Consider the following 16,601-nt stretch of genomic DNA (forward strand, 5'->3'; position numbering starts at 1 on the left):
CGAGCTAGCGCTCGATCTTTTTTACGTTTATTTTTTCAAAATGGTTTTTCACGTTGGCTGGATCGACATGTCCGGTCTTGTTTTCTTGGGCATTTGCCATCCCGGTCGCCATGCACATCTTCAACAGATCCATCGGAGGCATCGCTTTCGATAGTCCATAAGCAAAGCCTGCGATCGTTGAATCACCGGAACCAACCGGATTAACTACCTGAATTTTTGGAATTTTTACGCGATAAAAAGTGTCTTGATATTTGGCAATAGCCCCATGTTTCCCTAAAGAAACAACAATCCATTCGATCCCTTCAAATAGAGGTTGAGACAATGCTGCCTGAATATCATCCAACTCTTCTAAAGAAAACGCTTGTCCCAATAAAGCCTCTAACTCTTCCAAGTTCGGTTTGATTAAATAAGGTTTTTGTTTGGCTGTTATAACCTGTTTCAAACTTTCACCAGAGGTATCCACTAAGACCTTTACTACATGCTGCTGCGCAATTTGGACTAGTTTCTGATAAAAATCTGGCGGGAATCCCTTTGCTAGACTGCCAGAGATTGTTACGATATCTGCTTGTTTTATCAACTCTTCGAACTTTTCCAAAAAGGCGGCCTGTTCATCTTTTGAGACTGTCGGACCAGATTCTAAAATCTCAGTCTGATTGCCTTCATGCAGAATCGCAATGGAATCGCGACTTTCTTCAGCAATTGGTGTAAAGTCTTGCTTGATCCCTGCTTTTTTTAATTCTTCCGCGATGTATGCTCCATGAAAGCCTCCAAGAACACCGGTCGCTAAAACATCCCCGCCCAAATCATGAATGACGCGGGTCACATTGAGTCCTTTTCCACCGGCCGTCTTTGTTACCTTATTGGTTCGATTAACAGTATCGATTTTTAAGGTAGCTAAAGGGTAGGAAATATCAATCGAAGGATTCATCGTTACCGTTACTATCACGAAATCACCTCCTAATTCCTAATTTATTTTTTCCTGCCGTATAATATCTAGCTGGATATTCTATTTCATGACGGCTTCTTCAGCGACTTGAACTTTTTCGAACCAAGAACTTGCCGTTTGGGCTAGAACCTTATTCAAGCCTTCAATATTTTCTCGTCCTTCTTTTTGCAGCCACTCACGAGCAGCCGCTTCGCCTGATTCGATGTAAGGTTTCACGCCATTTTTCCAAGTAGCACGTCCGCATAAAACACCGTTAAATGTTGACCCAGCCTCTTTAGCAAAGACTAACGTTTGTTGGAACAACTCTGTTGAAACACCAGCGCTCAAAAAAATGAAGGGCAAATCTGTCGCTTGGCTTTGTTCTAAGAAATAGTTTGCGGCTTCTGCTTTGGTATAAGCTGTTTCACCTGTTGCGAACCCTTCGACATAATTCATGTTGACCGGCACTTCGACTTTCAAGACATCCACTTTGTATTGCGGTTTCGAAAATTCCTTCATCATCTCATTGACTTTATGTGGTTTTACTTTGGCATATTCCAATGAGCCGGCATCGCTATTTTGAGCATCATAAGAAACCAATTCTAAATAGAATGGCAGGTCTTCTTCCGCACACTCGCTGCCTAATCGTTCAATAAAAACATGCTTTTGATGATTGATCGCTTGATCTTCATCGACATCATAATAAAGCAGGAACTTGATCGCATCTGCTCCTTGTTCTTTCAAACGTAGGACAGACCAATCCGCTAATAAATCCGGTAAACGACCAGGTGTCGTCGCATCATAGCCGGTTTTTTCATAGGCTAATAATAGACCTGCATCTTCATGACGAGCTTTAGCCGCCGGCAAGCCATATTCTGGGTCTAATAGGATAGATGATGCATAGGGAGTCAATTCACTGGAGACTAATTCCTTGAATCCTTCAATATGTGCATCTGTTGGTTCTGCGTCTAATGCTTTGATCATTTTCTTCAACGCCCCACGCTGATCGATCGCCAAAGCACTGATAATTCCTTCTTTTGTTGATAAGCGATCCATCGCCGCCTTTTTGCCTGCTGTTAATGTAAGCATGGTTCTTCCTCCCAATTGACTCTTACTTGTACTCATGAATCGTTACGCCTTTTACGACACGGTTAACCGTTCCTGTTGGTGACGGGGTATCAGGTTTGTTTGCCACTTTGATTGAAGTCAATAATGCTACGGTCTGTGCCACCATGACATCTGCTAAGGCTAAATAGCCGTCGGGCAATAATTGTGCATCTGTTGAAAATTCAAATTTGTTTCCTGAGAAATTACGTTTGCCTGATTGTGTGAAAGCAAAAACACCGGAAGCGATTTCATCTTCATGAACTTCTTCTAAGACATCCAAGTCATAATCACGTGTATACGGATCATTGTTAACAAAGCCGAACATCACTGTTTTTTCATTAATGAAAGATTTAGGTCCATGACGGAATCCCATTGATGAATCGAAAACTGTCGCTATTTTGCCAGCTGTTAATTCTAAAATCTTCAATTGCGCTTCTCGGGTCAATCCAGCCAAACTTCCTGAACCGACATAAACGATTCGTTCATAATCCAGTTCAACAATCTTTTCAATCTCAGTCTCGCGAGCAATAACCTCTTTGCCTAATGAAATTAGGGTTTCAACATATTGTTGTTTTTCTTTTAAGTCGGTTTGATCAAAGGTCAACAACGCTCCTAGAGTCATACAAGAAAAACTACCTGTCATCGCGAACCCGTCGTCGTTCGAACGAGCCGGCATCAATAATAGGAAACTGTTCGATTGTTCCTTACTGATTTGAGCCAATTTCCCATCTTCCGCACAGGTAATCGATAGATGATGGATCGTATCAACCACTTGGTCGGCAACCTCGACAGCCGCTATACTTTCAGGACTGTTCCCGCTTCTGGCAAATGAAACCAATAATGTCGGTTCTTCCTTAATCAAATATTCTTCCGGTTCCGCCACAATATCCGTGGTACCGATACTTTCAAAACTAAAGGTTTGACGATCGCCATGTTTGCGCAAATAAGGAACTACGGTATCGCCGACATATTGTGACGTACCTGCACCAGTGAAAATCACTCTTGTGCGTTTGCCTTGTGCTTGTTTTTTAACTTCTGCTAAAAAGTTTTCTAGTTCCGATTGTGCGGCTTGATAAAGTCCAACGGTTTCTTCCCACAATTCTGGTTGCTGACGGATCTCGCGAGTCGTGATCTCCGCACCTAATTCTTCTAATTTTTCTTTTTCTACGGTAAACATGCTGCAACTCTCCTAACTATTTCGAATATGGCGAATCTGATAATGAAATTGATCCGCACGAGCGACACTCAAAGTAAATTCAATAATTTCATTTTTCATGTTGTAGGTTTGACGGGCCAAATGAAGAACCGGCGCTCCGATTGGAATCATCAATTGTTTCGCATCATCTTTCGCGGCGACACTGGCATACAATTCTTCATCGGCTAAACGGACTGTTTGATCGAAATCCTCTGAAAAAAGATCATATAGCGGCTTACTGCGTAAAAGCTGGTCGTCTAACGTTAAGAAGTATTTGACCGGTAAATAGCTGTCCTCGATCATTAATGGTTCCCGATCGGCACTACGCAGCCGGCTCAACTTAAAGACGGTTTCACCTAATGACAGATTAAGATGCTGAGAAATAAATTTGTCTGCCTCGATTTTTTCAAAAGATAAAATTCTAGTCTCTGGATTTCGTCCCAGACTTTTCATTTGCTCGGTAAAACTATACGCTCCAGCTATATCCGCGGCGTCCTTTTTTAGATCAGAAACAAAGGTGCCCTTTCCATGACGACGATAGATATAACCATCATTTTCCAATTCCTGCAGAGCCAAGCGAACCGTCGTCCGACTAACTCCATATTGTGTTGTCAATTCTCGTTCAGAGGGCAACTTATCATGAGGAATCATGCTCGTTTCCATCCGTTTTTTCAATAAATCAACGAGTTGATGATACAAAGCTTTGTTTTTAAACGCATTTTCCATGGGATTTTCCTACCTTCATAACTGGTTATAACCACAACCCAATGGTAAGGTGGTTTTTTTATGTTTGTCAATACAAAAATTTTAGAAATAGAATCAATATTTAACAATCATTGATCTAAAAAGGTTTTATGTGTCGAAAATCCTTTTCTTAGAGATTCAGAATTTCTCTTCCGTTTTTATTTTTGGACTAAACGAATCAAAAATCTAATACCAGTTGCATGTAGTGGTATTCAATTAAGTACAAAAAAAGTGCCGACCAAATGGTCAGCACTGCAACTCTATTTTTTCATTAGAAAACAAGAACCGGCGTTCCTACTTCCAGCATTGGGTACAATTCATCCATTTTAGCTGGCGGAGTATTGATACAGCCATGAGACCCTCGATACAACCACAGGTCCCCGCCATAAGCATATTGCCAATCAGAATCATGAATCCCAACACCGGTTTTATCAATCGGCATCCAATAACGTACGGGACTGGCATATTTTGAGCCGTCATCATTCAATCCCCGCAAAACCTGATCCGTTGATTTACTGGTCACGTAATTTATGCCTGGCGGCGTCGGTGTCGAAGGTTTCCCGCTGACAATGTCAGTCTCAAAATTCACTTTTCCATCTTTGTAATACCACATGTATTGATTTTGCAAATCCACCTCTACATAAGTATTCCCGATATTCGTCTGCACATTTGGCACATCACTCTCTACCAGCGGAACTCGGCTGAAGTTTTGTCCTTCCAAGATTTGAGCGGACAATGCTTTGACCTCTGCCGGAATATCGATCGACCAACTATAGATTCCAACAGGCACAGCAACATTTCCCCGGCGCGTGCTGCTAAATTGTGTAGGATTATTTTTCGTATTATACTCTTCATTCAGTTTCGTTAGATAAGCGGTCACTTCATCCTGATTCAACGATATTTCTTTCTGCTCGTTTATCGTAAGCCAATTGCGCAGCTCGTCAGTAGAAATTTTCACCTGTTTGCCGCTGATCGTATAAACCGCCTCTAGCTTAGCCAATTGATTCATTTCAGCTTTCCGTTTTCTTAGTCCGCTGTCCTTTTTTGTTAAAATCGGCTGCGCGTAATAATTTTCCGCGTTCAATGAATTTTTGCCATTTTCCAAGTTCTTTCTCAAAGCCTTTTGTGCGGCCGCCACATCAATCGTCGTTCCTTGTTTTTCAGGAACGATTACGAAATTGTCTTTCTTCCATTCGATCGTCGCATTCTTCGTGGGAATCCGCGTCGTATTTTTTTGAAGAATCTCCATTCCTAAACCTTCCACTAGTTGATCAACTTGCGCTTGATCATACGTACTAGAAAGTTGATGCTGGCTCCCTGTGAAAAAGTGCAATCCCCAAGCAAATGGATTTTGCTGCTGCTTGATCCCAGCAAGCTCTTTCACGTGATCCTTCTGCCAACCCAAATCGCTTCGCTTAATGTTCCTCCACGAAGTATTATCTAAACGAATGGCAAATGGCGCTTCTGAAAATTTTGTTTTTATTTTTTTGTTGGCCTGATTGATGGTCAGTCCACCGACATTAATGCTATTAACCTTGGTTTTAGGCAACAATCGATCTGCATATTGAATACTCTTAAATGAATAGAAACTAACAACGACAAGTAAAACTACCAAACTGATAATAATGATTTTTTTCTTTTTATCTTGAAAAAAATCGGTCTCAAACCCTCTCAAAAAACATACCCTCACTTTTCTTGATTAAAATCGGTCTTTTCACAGCAGCCACCCAACTGCCTAGAGAAGGCCATTCCTTTTGCTACCATCATATTCTACCAAAAAAGTAACGGCCATTGTTCTATAATTTATATTTTTTTAGTGAATATGGCGATTTTCGAGGAAGAAAAATTTTTTTCTCGATATTTTCCACTAATTAGTATTCGAAAATAGCTTTTAAATAATTAGGTGATCGCGAAGGTAAGACTGAATATAGTATCCTTTTTTTGTTTGTTCATTACTATTAAGTTATGAATGAAACATGAAATAGCTGATCATCCATTCTACGTTCAGGCTGATCAATGGCCATCTGAATCTTTTCGGCATAGGCCTTGCCTAACTTCTTATAAGGCTGGTGAACACTCTTAATTTGCGGTCGTACGATCTGTGTAACTTCTCCTCCATCAAAACCGACAACGGTGATCTCTTGATCCATTATTTTCCCACTATCGTAAATTGCTTGATAACAGCCGATGGCTACCATGTCATCACAACAGAAAATGGCACTAACATCCGTCTCATTTAATAATTCCGAGGCCCCTTGATAGCCTCCTGCAATAGTTAAAGGCATCTGTTTAATATATTTTTCTTCTATTAATAGGCCACAATCTAGTAACGCTTGCTGATAAGCTTCAAAACGTTCTGCCAAATGATAGTGCTCGGAATTATCTATTATCAGACCAATCTTTCGATGCCCTTGAGCAAGCAGCCACTCAATGGCTCGATAGACACCCGAATATTCATCAATCTTGATCGTCCCATAAAACCCATCATTCAGACCGCGATCTGCAAAAATTACTGGAATATCTCGAAAGCGTCCATTTTTAAATAGCTTCTTGTCCTGATAATCATTCGGCGTAAATAATAAAATACCTTCAACCGCAATGTTTGCCAGTTGATTTAATAATTCCTGCTCTTTATCAAATTCATGATCGGACTCGCAAATAATTAGATAATACCCCTGCTTCTCTAATTGATATTTGATTTCTTTTAAGATAGCCGCTGCAAATTGTTCCGAAAAATCAGGAACGATCACACCGATCGTCTTGGATTTTTTCGCAATAATATTTGAAGCAAAGTAATTGGGTGAATACTCCTGCTCCTCAATCACCTTTAGCACTCTTTGTTTCGTGGCCTCGCTAAAGCGCCCGCCTTTTTGATTAATGATCTGAGATACCGTTGTGACCGATACTCCCGCCATTTGCGCTACTTCCTTTATCGTAATCTTCATAATTCACCTCGCACATTGTTTGCTTCGTTTACCTTTTCTTAAGAAATATTTGGTCGTTTTTCCGATTTTTTCTCGGTTCAATTTTCTGATTTTTTACAGCAGAATTTCAACATTGCAACTTTTACTAGCGCTTTCAAAAAAGGGCGTTCAGAATAGGGCTCAAAATCCTTATCAACTAGCTCTTTTCAATTATTCTTAATAGAGATTAAGTATTTCAAAAGTCCCATTTCGGTGATAAGTTGTTACATTTATACATTACTCTGTAACCTATTGTCACTGGTTTATAACCCATGCAATACAAAACGATGGTAAAGTATGTCTCGTAGTCGAAATGACTGATTTAAAAAAACAAAAAACTTTTTGGAGGAATTTACATAATGAAACTTGGAAAAACTCTAGTACTTACGACTTTACTTACAGCCGGTGCAGCATTCGCATTAGGAACAAGCGATGCTCATGCAGCAGAAAACTACACTGTTAAATCTGGTGATACGTTATCAAAAATCTCAATCAAATTTGCTGGCGACAACAGCTTAGTTGATTCCATTGCAAAAGAAAACAATATTTCTAACGTTGACATGATTATCGAAGGTCAAAACTTAACAATCGATACGGACGCTAAAGGAAACACAACAGTGACTCCTGTCCAAGAGCAAGCGGCTCCTGCACAAGCAGCAGCACCTGTTCAAGAAACAGCAGCCCCTGCTCAACAAGCGGCTCCCGTACAACAAGCTGCAGCCCCTGCTGCTGAAGCTTCAACACCAGCAAATACCAGCTCAGCTAAAGAATGGATCGCACAACGCGAATCTAGCGGTTCTTATACTGCAACAAACGGTCAATACATCGGACGTTACCAATTATCAGCTTCTTACTTAAATGGTGACTACTCTGCAGCTAACCAAGAACGTGTAGCTGACCAATATGTAACTTCTCGTTATGGCTCATGGGAAGGCGCTCAAGCTTTCTGGCAAGCAAACGGCTGGTACTAAGTCGAATAAATAGACTAAAATCCCTCATTCGAGGGATTTTTTTTGGTTACGTTTGATTAACATAGCTCAGACGCAATATGAAAGACTCTATCAATCTGAAAAAACACGGTTGACTGCGGCTGGAATCTCTTCAACCGTTGCTGCGATTTTATCCGCCTCAGCATCCGTCATTTCTTGCAGATCGCCAAAACCATACAAAACACCGATGCTCTTTAAGTGATTCTCTTTAGCACCAATGATATCAAATTTCCGATCGCCGATCATTACAGCCGAGTCGCCCTCTAGCTGCTCAAGCGCATAAGCAATCACATCTGTCTTCTTTGAACGTTCTCCAGCTAAGTCCGCTCCGAAAATCCCCGTAAAATAGCTTGAAAGATTCACGTCTGCTAGGATCTTCTTCGCATAAAATTCTGGTTTTGAGGTGGCAATCGCTAAAACATAATCTGCCGACAACGCCTCTAGAATTTCTTCGATCCCCGGATACACAGCTAACTGTTTAATTCCTTTTTCTGCATAGTATTCACGATAGATTTCGACCGCTTTTTGCGATTCATCCTTATTCAACCCATAAAGATGATTCAGCGTTTCATCCAGCGGCGGCCCAATAAAAGTATGCAGCGTAGCTAAATCAGGGACTTCCAGTGCTTTTTTCTCCAGCATATAACGAACACTATTCAAAATTCCTTCACTAGAATCGGTCAAGGTACCATCTAAATCAAATAAAATAATCTTCTTCATCATCTACCTCCTGTCCCCATCCTACTGATTCCTTTAACAAATATCAACCCAAGGCAATATTCTTGCTAAAAAAACTTATTCCACATATACTTACTTTTAGTAAGATTTTTTAGGAGGAATTTATTATGGACACACAAATTCGCGGATTACACCACGTTACAGCAATGACTTCTAGTGCCGAAAAAAATTACCGCTTCTTTACGGATATTTTAGGCTTGCGTATGATTAAAAAGACCGTCAACCAAGACGACATCGAAACCTATCATTTGTACTTTACCGATGATGCCGGTGCTCCTGGCACAGACATGACCTTTTTTGACTTCCCACAAATTCCAAAGGGAACGAAAGGGACAAATAGTATCTCTCGGACTGGCTTCCGGGTTCCAACGGATGCTTCTCTAGCTTATTGGGCACAGCGCTTTTCAGATTTAAACGTGGCTCATAGTGAAATCAAAGAACGCTTTGGTAAAAAGTATCTAGAATTTCACGATTATGACGATCAGTTGTTCCAATTAGTTTCAGATGAAAAAAATCACGGTGTCGCTGGCGGAACTCCTTGGAAGAATTCAAATGTTCCTGCTGAACATGCGATTTTTGGTTTAGGACCAACGATCGTAACCGTAGCAAAATTCGAACATTTAAAACTAGTTTTAGAAAACTTATTAGGATTCAAAGAAACGGCCGCTGAAGATAGTCTTCATCAATTTGAAGTTGGCGAAGGCGGAAATGGTGCTACAATTATTGTAGACGATCAGCCCGACATGATTCCAGCACAAGAAGGCTATGGAAATGTGCATCATTTAGCTTTGCGTGTTGCTGATGACGAGGCACTTCGCGATTGGATCGAGAAGATCAATGCTTTAGAGTTTCCAAACTCCGGCTTTGTCGATCGTTTCTATTTCCAATCTGAATACTTCTTAGCAGCACCAAATGTTCTATTTGAATTAGCAACAGATGGTCCAGGCTTCTTACAAGATGAAACTTATGATAATGCAGGAGAGATCTTATCCTTACCGCCTCATCTACAATCAAAACGCGAAGAAATCGAAGAATATGTTCGCCCCTTTGATACATCTGATGCCAATAAAAAACGTCAATAAGGAGGAAAACATGCTCTTCTATTCCGCTAAAGACTTAACGACTAAACAGAATTATAAGTTTCTGACTGGCAGCGTCATTCCACGACCAATTGCTTGGATCACGACAATTGATCAAGAGACAAAAGTCATAAACGCTGCTCCCTTTAGCTATTTCAATGTTGTTGCGAAGGATTTACCTTTAGTCAGTCTCTCAATCAATCGAAATGATCAAAAGATGAAAGATACTGCTCGTAATCTGCTTCAGCAAAATGAGGGTGTAATTCATCTTGTGGATGATAGTGTATTAGCGGAAATGAATCAATCCTCTGCCAGCTTGCCCGCTAACGAGAGCGAACTATCTGATAGTGGTCTCACACTTTTAGATAGTCAAGCTGTTGCCGTACCAGCTATTGGTGAAGCACCGATTCGTTTTGAGGTTCGGCTGCATCAATATATCCCAGTCAAAGATCATCACGAGAAAATCATCAGCGACCTGTTTATTTTGGAAGTGTTGAATTATCATTTTAAAGAGACGCTTATCAATCAGGAAAAAGAATATATCAACTCATTAACATTCGATCCATTAGCACGATTGGCCGGCAATACTTACAGTCATATCGCAAAAACTCTGGATCTCAAAAGACCAAAATAAATAAGGAGTGGGCTCGTTTGAGCTCACTCCTTATTTTCACGTAGATCAATAATTTGCACATTTCCATCAATCATACCGCTAGGACCCTTTAGTTTAATCAAAGACATCCGTGGATCAAAAATCAAAGACATCTCATCCTCCAAATACAGTTTAGAATGTTCCTTGATCGAGATTTTACCGATCGTACTTTCAACATCCATTGTATAATCTGAATCGTCTTGATCCTTATCCAAGATTAACAAACGAAAGCTAATGTTTAGCGCACAACTACCTGATTTAGAGTATCGGCCTACACCGTCATCCAAGTCTAAAACAATTCGGCTATCTTGATACTTCTCAAGTCGTTTTACCAATTCATCTGCAATATTTATATACATGATTCTCATCACCTCAAATAAATCATAGCACGATTCCACCAATCAGCTAAATACTTTGCTCACAAAAAAAGACAACCCATAATGGATTGTCTTAAGAACTCCGGCAGTAGGACTCGAACCTACGACATCATGATTAACAGTCATGCGCTACTACCAACTGAGCTATGCCGGAATAATACAGCGTGGCGACGTCCTAATCTCACAAGGGGCAACCCCTCACTACAATCGGCGCTAAGAAGCTTAACTTCTGTGTTCGACATGGGAACAGGTGTATCCTTCCCGCTATCGCCACCACACTAGTAATCTTTTGAGTAAACTTCGTTCACTCAAAACTGGATCAGAAACATTCAAACAACCTTGAATCATTTTATTTTGGTTAAGTCCTCGATCGATTAGTATCAGTCCGCTCCGTACATCACTGCACTTCCACTCCTGACCTATCTACCTGATCATCTCTCAGGGATCTTACTTTCTTAAAGAAATGGGAAATCTCATCTTGAGGTGGGCTTCACACTTAGATGCTTTCAGCGTTTATCCCTTCCCTACATAGCTACCCAGCGATGCCTCTGGCGAGACAACTGGTACACCAGCGGTAAGTCCATCCCGGTCCTCTCGTACTAAGGACAGATCCTCTCAAATTTCCAACGCCCGCGACGGATAGGGACCGAACTGTCTCACGACGTTCTGAACCCAGCTCGCGTGCCGCTTTAATGGGCGAACAGCCCAACCCTTGGGACCGACTACAGCCCCAGGATGCGACGAGCCGACATCGAGGTGCCAAACCTCCCCGTCGATGTGGACTCTTGGGGGAGATAAGCCTGTTATCCCCAGGGTAGCTTTTATCCGTTGAGCGATGGCCCTTCCATGCGGAACCACCGGATCACTAAGCCCGACTTTCGTCCCTGCTCGACTTGTAGGTCTCGCAGTCAAGCTCCCTTGTGCCTTTACACTCTGCGAATGATTTCCAACCATTCTGAGGGAACCTTTGGGCGCCTCCGTTACTCTTTAGGAGGCGACCGCCCCAGTCAAACTGCCCATCTGACACTGTCTCCCACCACGATTAGTGGTGCGGGTTAGAGTGGTCATAACACAGGGGTAGTATCCCACCAGCGCCTCTGTCGAAACTAGCGTCCCGACTTCTAAGGCTCCTACCTATCCTGTACATGTGGTACAAACACTCAATATCAAACTGCAGTAAAGCTCCATGGGGTCTTTCCGTCCTGTCGCGGGTAACCTGCATCTTCACAGGTACTAAAATTTCACCGAGTCTCTCGTTGAGACAGTGCCCAAATCGTTACGCCTTTCGTGCGGGTCGGAACTTACCCGACAAGGAATTTCGCTACCTTAGGACCGTTATAGTTACGGCCGCCGTTTACTGGGGCTTCAATTCGTACCTTCGCTTACGCTAAGCACTCCTCTTAACCTTCCAGCACCGGGCAGGCGTCAGCCCCTATACGTCATCTTTCGATTTTGCAGAGACCTGTGTTTTTGATAAACAGTCGCTTGGGCCTATTCACTGCGGCTGATCGTTAGATCAGCACCCCTTCTCCCGAAGTTACGGGGTCATTTTGCCGAGTTCCTTAACGAGAGTTCTCTCGCTCACCTTAGGATTCTCTCCTCGACTACCTGTGTCGGTTTGCGGTACGGGCCATTGTTTTCTTACTAGAAGCTTTTCTCGGCAGTGTGACATCGGGAACTTCGGTACTATTATTTCCCTCCTCATCACAACTTGTCCTTAGAGATGCAAGCATTTGACTCACATCAAGACTCATTGCTTGGACAGACATTTCCAATCGTCTGATTCCTTAGCCTCCTGCGTCCCTCCATTGCTCAAACAAAAACAACGGGTACAGGAATATCAACCTGTTATCCATCGCCTACGCCTTTCGGCCTCGGCTTAGGTCCCGACTAACCCTGGGCGGACGAGCCTTCCCCAGGAAACCTTAGTCATTCGGTGGACAGGATTCTCACCTGTCTTTCGCTACTCATACCGGCATTCTCACTTCTAAGCGCTCCAGCAGTCCTCACGATCTACCTTCAACGCCCTTAGAACGCTCTCCTACCAACACACCTAATGGTGTGCTCCACAGCTTCGGTAATATGTTTAGCCCCGGTACATTTTCGGCGCAGGGTCACTCGACTAGTGAGCTATTACGCACTCTTTAAATGGTGGCTGCTTCTAAGCCAACATCCTAGTTGTCTGTGCAACCCCACATCCTTTTCCACTTAACATATATTTGGGGACCTTAGCTGGTGGTCTGGGCTGTTTCCCTTTCGACTATGGATCTTATCACTCACAGTCTGACTCCCAGAGATGAATGGATGGCATTCGGAGTTTATCTGAATTCGGTAACCCGAGATGGGCCCCTAGTCCAAACAGTGCTCTACCTCCATCATTCTTACTCTGAGGCTAGCCCTAAAGCTATTTCGGAGAGAACCAGCTATCTCCAAGTTCGTTTGGAATTTCTCCGCTACCCACACCTCATCCCCGCACTTTTCAACGTACGTGGGTTCGGTCCTCCAGTGCGTTTTACCGCACCTTCAACCTGGACATGGGTAGATCACATGGTTTCGGGTCTACGACCACTTACTCATTCGCCCTATTCAGACTCGCTTTCGCTACGGCTCCGTTTTTTCAACTTAACCTCGCAAGTAATCGTAACTCGCCGGTTCATTCTACAAAAGGCACGCTATCACCCATTAACGGGCTCTAACTTGTTGTAGGCACACGGTTTCAGGATCTATTTCACTCCCCTTCCGGGGTGCTTTTCACCTTTCCCTCACGGTACTGGTTCACTATCGGTCACTAGGGAGTATTTAGCCTTGGGAGATGGTCCTCCCGGATTCCGACGGAATTCCTCGTGTTCCGCCGTACTCAGGATCCTCCTAGGTGCCAGTCAAATTTTGTCTACGGGGCTTTTACCCTTTCTAGCAGACCTTTCCAGGTCCTTCGACTATCTCACTGGACTACCATATCGGAGTCCTACAACCCCAAGAGGCAAGCCTCTTGGTTTGGGCTTTTCCCGTTTCGCTCGCCGCTACTCAGGGAATCGAATTTTCTTTCTCTTCCTGCAGGTACTTAGATGTTTCAGTTCTCTGCGTCTACCTCTAATCAGCTATGTATTCACTGAAAAGTAACATCCTATAAAAGATGCTGGGTTTCCCCATTCGGAAATCTCCGGATCAAAGCTTACTTACAGCTCCCCGAAGCATATCGGTGTTAGTCCCGTCCTTCATCGGCTCCTAGTGCCAAGGCATCCACCGTGCGCCCTTATTCACTTAACCTTATCCTAATTTTCATTAGGGGTTTGATTGTTCCATCTAGCGATAGACTTCCCAATCAGAAAAAAATAAGCAATTGAACTTATTAAAAAACTCATTCAACGCGGTGTTCTCGGTTTGTTTGGTTTGTTTCTGTATCCAGTTTTCAATGAACGATCTTGATGACCAACGTCATCAATGGAGCCTAGCGGGATCGAACCGCTGACCTCCTGCGTGCAAAGCAGGCGCTCTCCCAGCTGAGCTAAGGCCCCGATGTTTCTATTTGATTGAGAGTAAACCTCTCAAAACTGAACGAATAAAGCAACCTGTGTAGTCTCCGTAATATTCCTTAGAAAGGAGGTGATCCAGCCGCACCTTCCGATACGGCTACCTTGTTACGACTTCACCCCAATCATCTATCCCACCTTAGGCGGCTGGCTCCAAAAGGTTACCTCACCGACTTCGGGTGTTACAAACTCTCGTGGTGTGACGGGCGGTGTGTACAAGGCCCGGGAACGTATTCACCGCGGCGTGCTGATCCGCGATTACTAGCGATTCCGGCTTCATGTAGGCGAGTTGCAGCCTACAATCCGAACTGAGAGAAGCTTTAAGAGATTAGCTTAGCCTCGCGACTTCGCGACTCGTTGTACTTCCCATTGTAGCACGTGTGTAGCCCAGGTCATAAGGGGCATGATGATTTGACGTCATCCCCACCTTCCTCCGGTTTGTCACCGGCAGTCTCGCTAGAGTGCCCAACTAAATGATGGCAACTAACAATAAGGGTTGCGCTCGTTGCGGGACTTAACCCAACATCTCACGACACGAGCTGACGACAACCATGCACCACCTGTCACTTTGCCCCCGAAGGGGAAGCTCTATCTCTAGAGTGGTCAAAGGATGTCAAGACCTGGTAAGGTTCTTCGCGTTGCTTCGAATTAAACCACATGCTCCACCGCTTGTGCGGGCCCCCGTCAATTCCTTTGAGTTTCAACCTTGCGGTCGTACTCCCCAGGCGGAGTGCTTAATGCGTTAGCTGCAGCACTGAAGGGCGGAAACCCTCCAACACTTAGCACTCATCGTTTACGGCGTGGACTACCAGGGTATCTAATCCTGTTTGCTCCCCACGCTTTCGAGCCTCAGCGTCAGTTACAGACCAGAGAGCCGCCTTCGCCACTGGTGTTCCTCCATATATCTACGCATTTCACCGCTACACATGGAATTCCACTCTCCTCTTCTGCACTCAAGTTTCCCAGTTTCCAATGACCCTCCCCGGTTGAGCCGGGGGCTTTCACATCAGACTTAAGAAACCGCCTGCGCTCGCTTTACGCCCAATAAATCCGGACAACGCTTGCCACCTACGTATTACCGCGGCTGCTGGCACGTAGTTAGCCGTGGCTTTCTGGTTAGATACCGTCAAGGGATGAACGTTTTACTCTCATCCTTGTTCTTCTCTAACAACAGAGTTTTACGATCCGAAAACCTTCTTCACTCACGCGGCGTTGCTCGGTCAGACTTTCGTCCATTGCCGAAGATTCCCTACTGCTGCCTCCCGTAGGAGTTTGGGCCGTGTCTCAGTCCCAATGTGGCCGATCACCCTCTCAGGTCGGCTATGCATCGTTGCCTTGGTGAGCCGTTACCTCACCAACTAGCTAATGCACCGCGGGTCCATCCATCAGTGACGCAAAAGCGCCTTTCAAATAGAAACCATGCGGTTTCTACTGTTATACGGTATTAGCACCTGTTTCCAAGTGTTATCCCCTTCTGATGGGCAGGTTACCCACGTGTTACTCACCCGTTCGCCACTCCTTTTCTTTCGGTGGAGCAAGCTCCGGTGAAAGAAAAAGCGTTCGACTTGCATGTATTAGGCACGCCGCCAGCGTTCGTCCTGAGCCAGGATCAAACTCTCATAAAAAAGTGTTTGAAACAATCTTGCGATTGTTAAGCTCAATTTTAAAAATTGACTTGCTAGCATATTGCTTGCTATGTTGTTTGTTTCTATATAATAGAAACGCCCTACACATTTGGTTTGTTTTATTCGTTCAGTTTTCAAAGGTCTACATTGTTTGCCGCTTTGTTTCAGCAACTTTTATATCTTAACAGCTTACCTAGTAAATGTCAATGGTTTTTTCAAATTTCATTAACAACGCCACAACAACTTAGTTATAATAACTTAACGTTTTTGAAGTGTCAATAGTTTTACTAGACATTTCCCAACAAATGAAATAACTTTTTGATTTACAGGTATTGTCAAGAAAGAAAAATTCCATCCTTTTTAGGATGGAATTCGCGTGGCGACGTCCTAATCTCACAAGGGGCAACCCCTCACTACAATCGGCGCTAAGAAGCTTAACTTCTGTGTTCGACATGGGAACAGGTGTATCCTTCCCGCTATCGCCACCACACTAGTAATCTTTTGAGTAAACTTCGTTCACTCAAAACTGGATCAGAAACATTCAAACAACCTTGAATCATTTTATTTTGGTTAAGTCCTCGATCGATTAGTATCAGTCCGCTCCGTACATCACTGCACTTCCACTCCTGACCTATCTACCTGATCATCTCTCAGGGATCTTACTTTCTTAAAGAAAT

At 43.4% G+C, this 16,601-nt stretch carries 11 protein-coding genes, 2 tRNA genes and 5 rRNA genes (1 of these 18 running past the window's edge); 3 read left to right on the plus strand and 15 right to left on the minus strand.

Annotated elements, in window-relative coordinates; genetic code table 11:
• Positions 1-4: 4 nt before the first annotated feature.
• The 6 genes from lacC to I585_RS06350 form a co-directional block, all read right to left on the minus strand.
• Entirely contained in the window at positions 5-946 is a 942-nt protein-coding gene (lacC, locus tag I585_RS06325) for a tagatose-6-phosphate kinase (protein WP_010743217.1), read from the minus strand.
• A gap of 60 nt (positions 947-1,006) precedes the next feature.
• Positions 1,007-2,014: a tagatose-bisphosphate aldolase gene (lacD, locus tag I585_RS06330; protein WP_010743216.1), complete on the minus strand. Its 1,008-nt coding sequence runs from the start codon at positions 2,012-2,014 to the stop codon at positions 1,007-1,009.
• 22 nt (positions 2,015-2,036) lie between these two features.
• Positions 2,037-3,209: an AgaS family sugar isomerase gene (locus I585_RS06335; RefSeq protein ID WP_010743215.1), complete on the minus strand. Its 1,173-nt coding sequence runs from the start codon at positions 3,207-3,209 to the stop codon at positions 2,037-2,039.
• Between the two features lie 12 nt (positions 3,210-3,221).
• Positions 3,222-3,953, minus strand: a complete 732-nt coding sequence (locus tag I585_RS06340) for a GntR family transcriptional regulator (RefSeq protein WP_010743214.1) — start codon at positions 3,951-3,953, stop codon at positions 3,222-3,224.
• Between the two features lie 289 nt (positions 3,954-4,242).
• Positions 4,243-5,646 carry a L,D-transpeptidase family protein gene (locus tag I585_RS06345; RefSeq protein WP_010743213.1) on the minus strand — a complete coding sequence of 468 codons (1,404 nt, stop codon included), beginning with the start codon at positions 5,644-5,646 and terminating at the stop codon, positions 4,243-4,245.
• Positions 5,647-5,929: 283 nt separating this feature from the next.
• A complete protein-coding gene (locus tag I585_RS06350) occupies positions 5,930-6,916 on the minus strand; it encodes a LacI family DNA-binding transcriptional regulator (RefSeq protein ID WP_010743212.1) in 987 nt (328 codons plus the stop codon).
• A gap of 377 nt (positions 6,917-7,293) precedes the next feature.
• Between I585_RS06350 and apf the strand changes: the two genes are divergently transcribed.
• The gene (apf, locus tag I585_RS06355; RefSeq protein WP_010743211.1) at positions 7,294-7,905 is read left to right on the plus strand and encodes an aggregation-promoting factor; all 612 of its coding nucleotides are present in this window, start codon (positions 7,294-7,296) and stop codon (positions 7,903-7,905) included.
• 90 nt (positions 7,906-7,995) lie between these two features.
• Here apf and I585_RS06360 read toward each other — a convergent pair whose 3' ends face one another.
• Positions 7,996-8,643, minus strand: a complete 648-nt coding sequence (locus tag I585_RS06360) for an HAD family hydrolase (protein WP_010743210.1) — start codon at positions 8,641-8,643, stop codon at positions 7,996-7,998.
• Between the two features lie 125 nt (positions 8,644-8,768).
• Between I585_RS06360 and I585_RS06365 the strand changes: the two genes are divergently transcribed.
• Together I585_RS06365 and I585_RS06370 are read left to right on the plus strand one after the other, a co-directional pair.
• Entirely contained in the window at positions 8,769-9,743 is a 975-nt protein-coding gene (locus I585_RS06365; RefSeq protein ID WP_010743209.1) for a ring-cleaving dioxygenase, read from the plus strand.
• Positions 9,744-9,753: 10 nt separating this feature from the next.
• Entirely contained in the window at positions 9,754-10,374 is a 621-nt protein-coding gene (locus I585_RS06370) for a flavin reductase family protein (RefSeq protein ID WP_010743208.1), read from the plus strand.
• A gap of 23 nt (positions 10,375-10,397) precedes the next feature.
• Here I585_RS06370 and I585_RS06375 read toward each other — a convergent pair whose 3' ends face one another.
• The 8 genes from I585_RS06375 to I585_RS06410 all read right to left on the minus strand — a co-directional run.
• A complete protein-coding gene (locus I585_RS06375) occupies positions 10,398-10,751 on the minus strand; it encodes an iron-sulfur cluster biosynthesis family protein (protein WP_010743207.1) in 354 nt (117 codons plus the stop codon).
• Positions 10,752-10,849: 98 nt separating this feature from the next.
• Positions 10,850-10,923 (minus strand) — tRNA-Asn (locus I585_RS06380).
• Between the two features lie 8 nt (positions 10,924-10,931).
• Positions 10,932-11,047, minus strand: a 5S ribosomal RNA gene (gene rrf, locus I585_RS06385).
• Positions 11,048-11,123: 76 nt separating this feature from the next.
• Positions 11,124-14,036, minus strand: a 23S ribosomal RNA gene (locus I585_RS06390).
• A gap of 175 nt (positions 14,037-14,211) precedes the next feature.
• Positions 14,212-14,284: transfer RNA gene (locus tag I585_RS06395), tRNA-Ala, on the minus strand.
• A gap of 81 nt (positions 14,285-14,365) precedes the next feature.
• Positions 14,366-15,924: ribosomal RNA gene (locus tag I585_RS06400) — 16S ribosomal RNA — on the minus strand.
• Positions 15,925-16,298: 374 nt separating this feature from the next.
• Positions 16,299-16,414, minus strand: a 5S ribosomal RNA gene (rrf, locus tag I585_RS06405).
• Positions 16,415-16,490: 76 nt separating this feature from the next.
• Positions 16,491-16,601: ribosomal RNA gene (locus tag I585_RS06410) — 23S ribosomal RNA — on the minus strand; it runs 2,802 nt beyond the window's last position.
• The 16S, 23S and 5S rRNA genes sit together here with 2 tRNA genes alongside, the layout of an rRNA operon.

The organism is Enterococcus malodoratus ATCC 43197 (assembly GCF_000407185.1).
In the GTDB taxonomy this organism is placed as follows: Bacteria; Bacillota; Bacilli; order Lactobacillales; family Enterococcaceae; genus Enterococcus_A; species Enterococcus_A malodoratus.

Coding starts and splice junctions, on each gene's coding strand:
- lacD (WP_010743216.1), bottom strand. CDS start 2,014: ATGCTTACATTAACAGCAGGCAAAAAGGCGGCGATGGATCGCTTATCA.
- I585_RS06335 (WP_010743215.1), bottom strand. CDS start 3,209: ATGTTTACCGTAGAAAAAGAAAAATTAGAAGAATTAGGTGCGGAGATC.
- I585_RS06340 (WP_010743214.1), bottom strand. CDS start 3,953: ATGGAAAATGCGTTTAAAAACAAAGCTTTGTATCATCAACTCGTTGAT.
- I585_RS06350 (WP_010743212.1), bottom strand. CDS start 6,916: ATGAAGATTACGATAAAGGAAGTAGCGCAAATGGCGGGAGTATCGGTC.
- apf (WP_010743211.1), top strand. CDS start 7,294: ATGAAACTTGGAAAAACTCTAGTACTTACGACTTTACTTACAGCCGGT.
- I585_RS06360 (WP_010743210.1), bottom strand. CDS start 8,643: ATGAAGAAGATTATTTTATTTGATTTAGATGGTACCTTGACCGATTCT.
- I585_RS06365 (WP_010743209.1), top strand. CDS start 8,769: ATGGACACACAAATTCGCGGATTACACCACGTTACAGCAATGACTTCT.
- I585_RS06370 (WP_010743208.1), top strand. CDS start 9,754: ATGCTCTTCTATTCCGCTAAAGACTTAACGACTAAACAGAATTATAAG.
- I585_RS06375 (WP_010743207.1), bottom strand. CDS start 10,751: ATGTATATAAATATTGCAGATGAATTGGTAAAACGACTTGAGAAGTAT.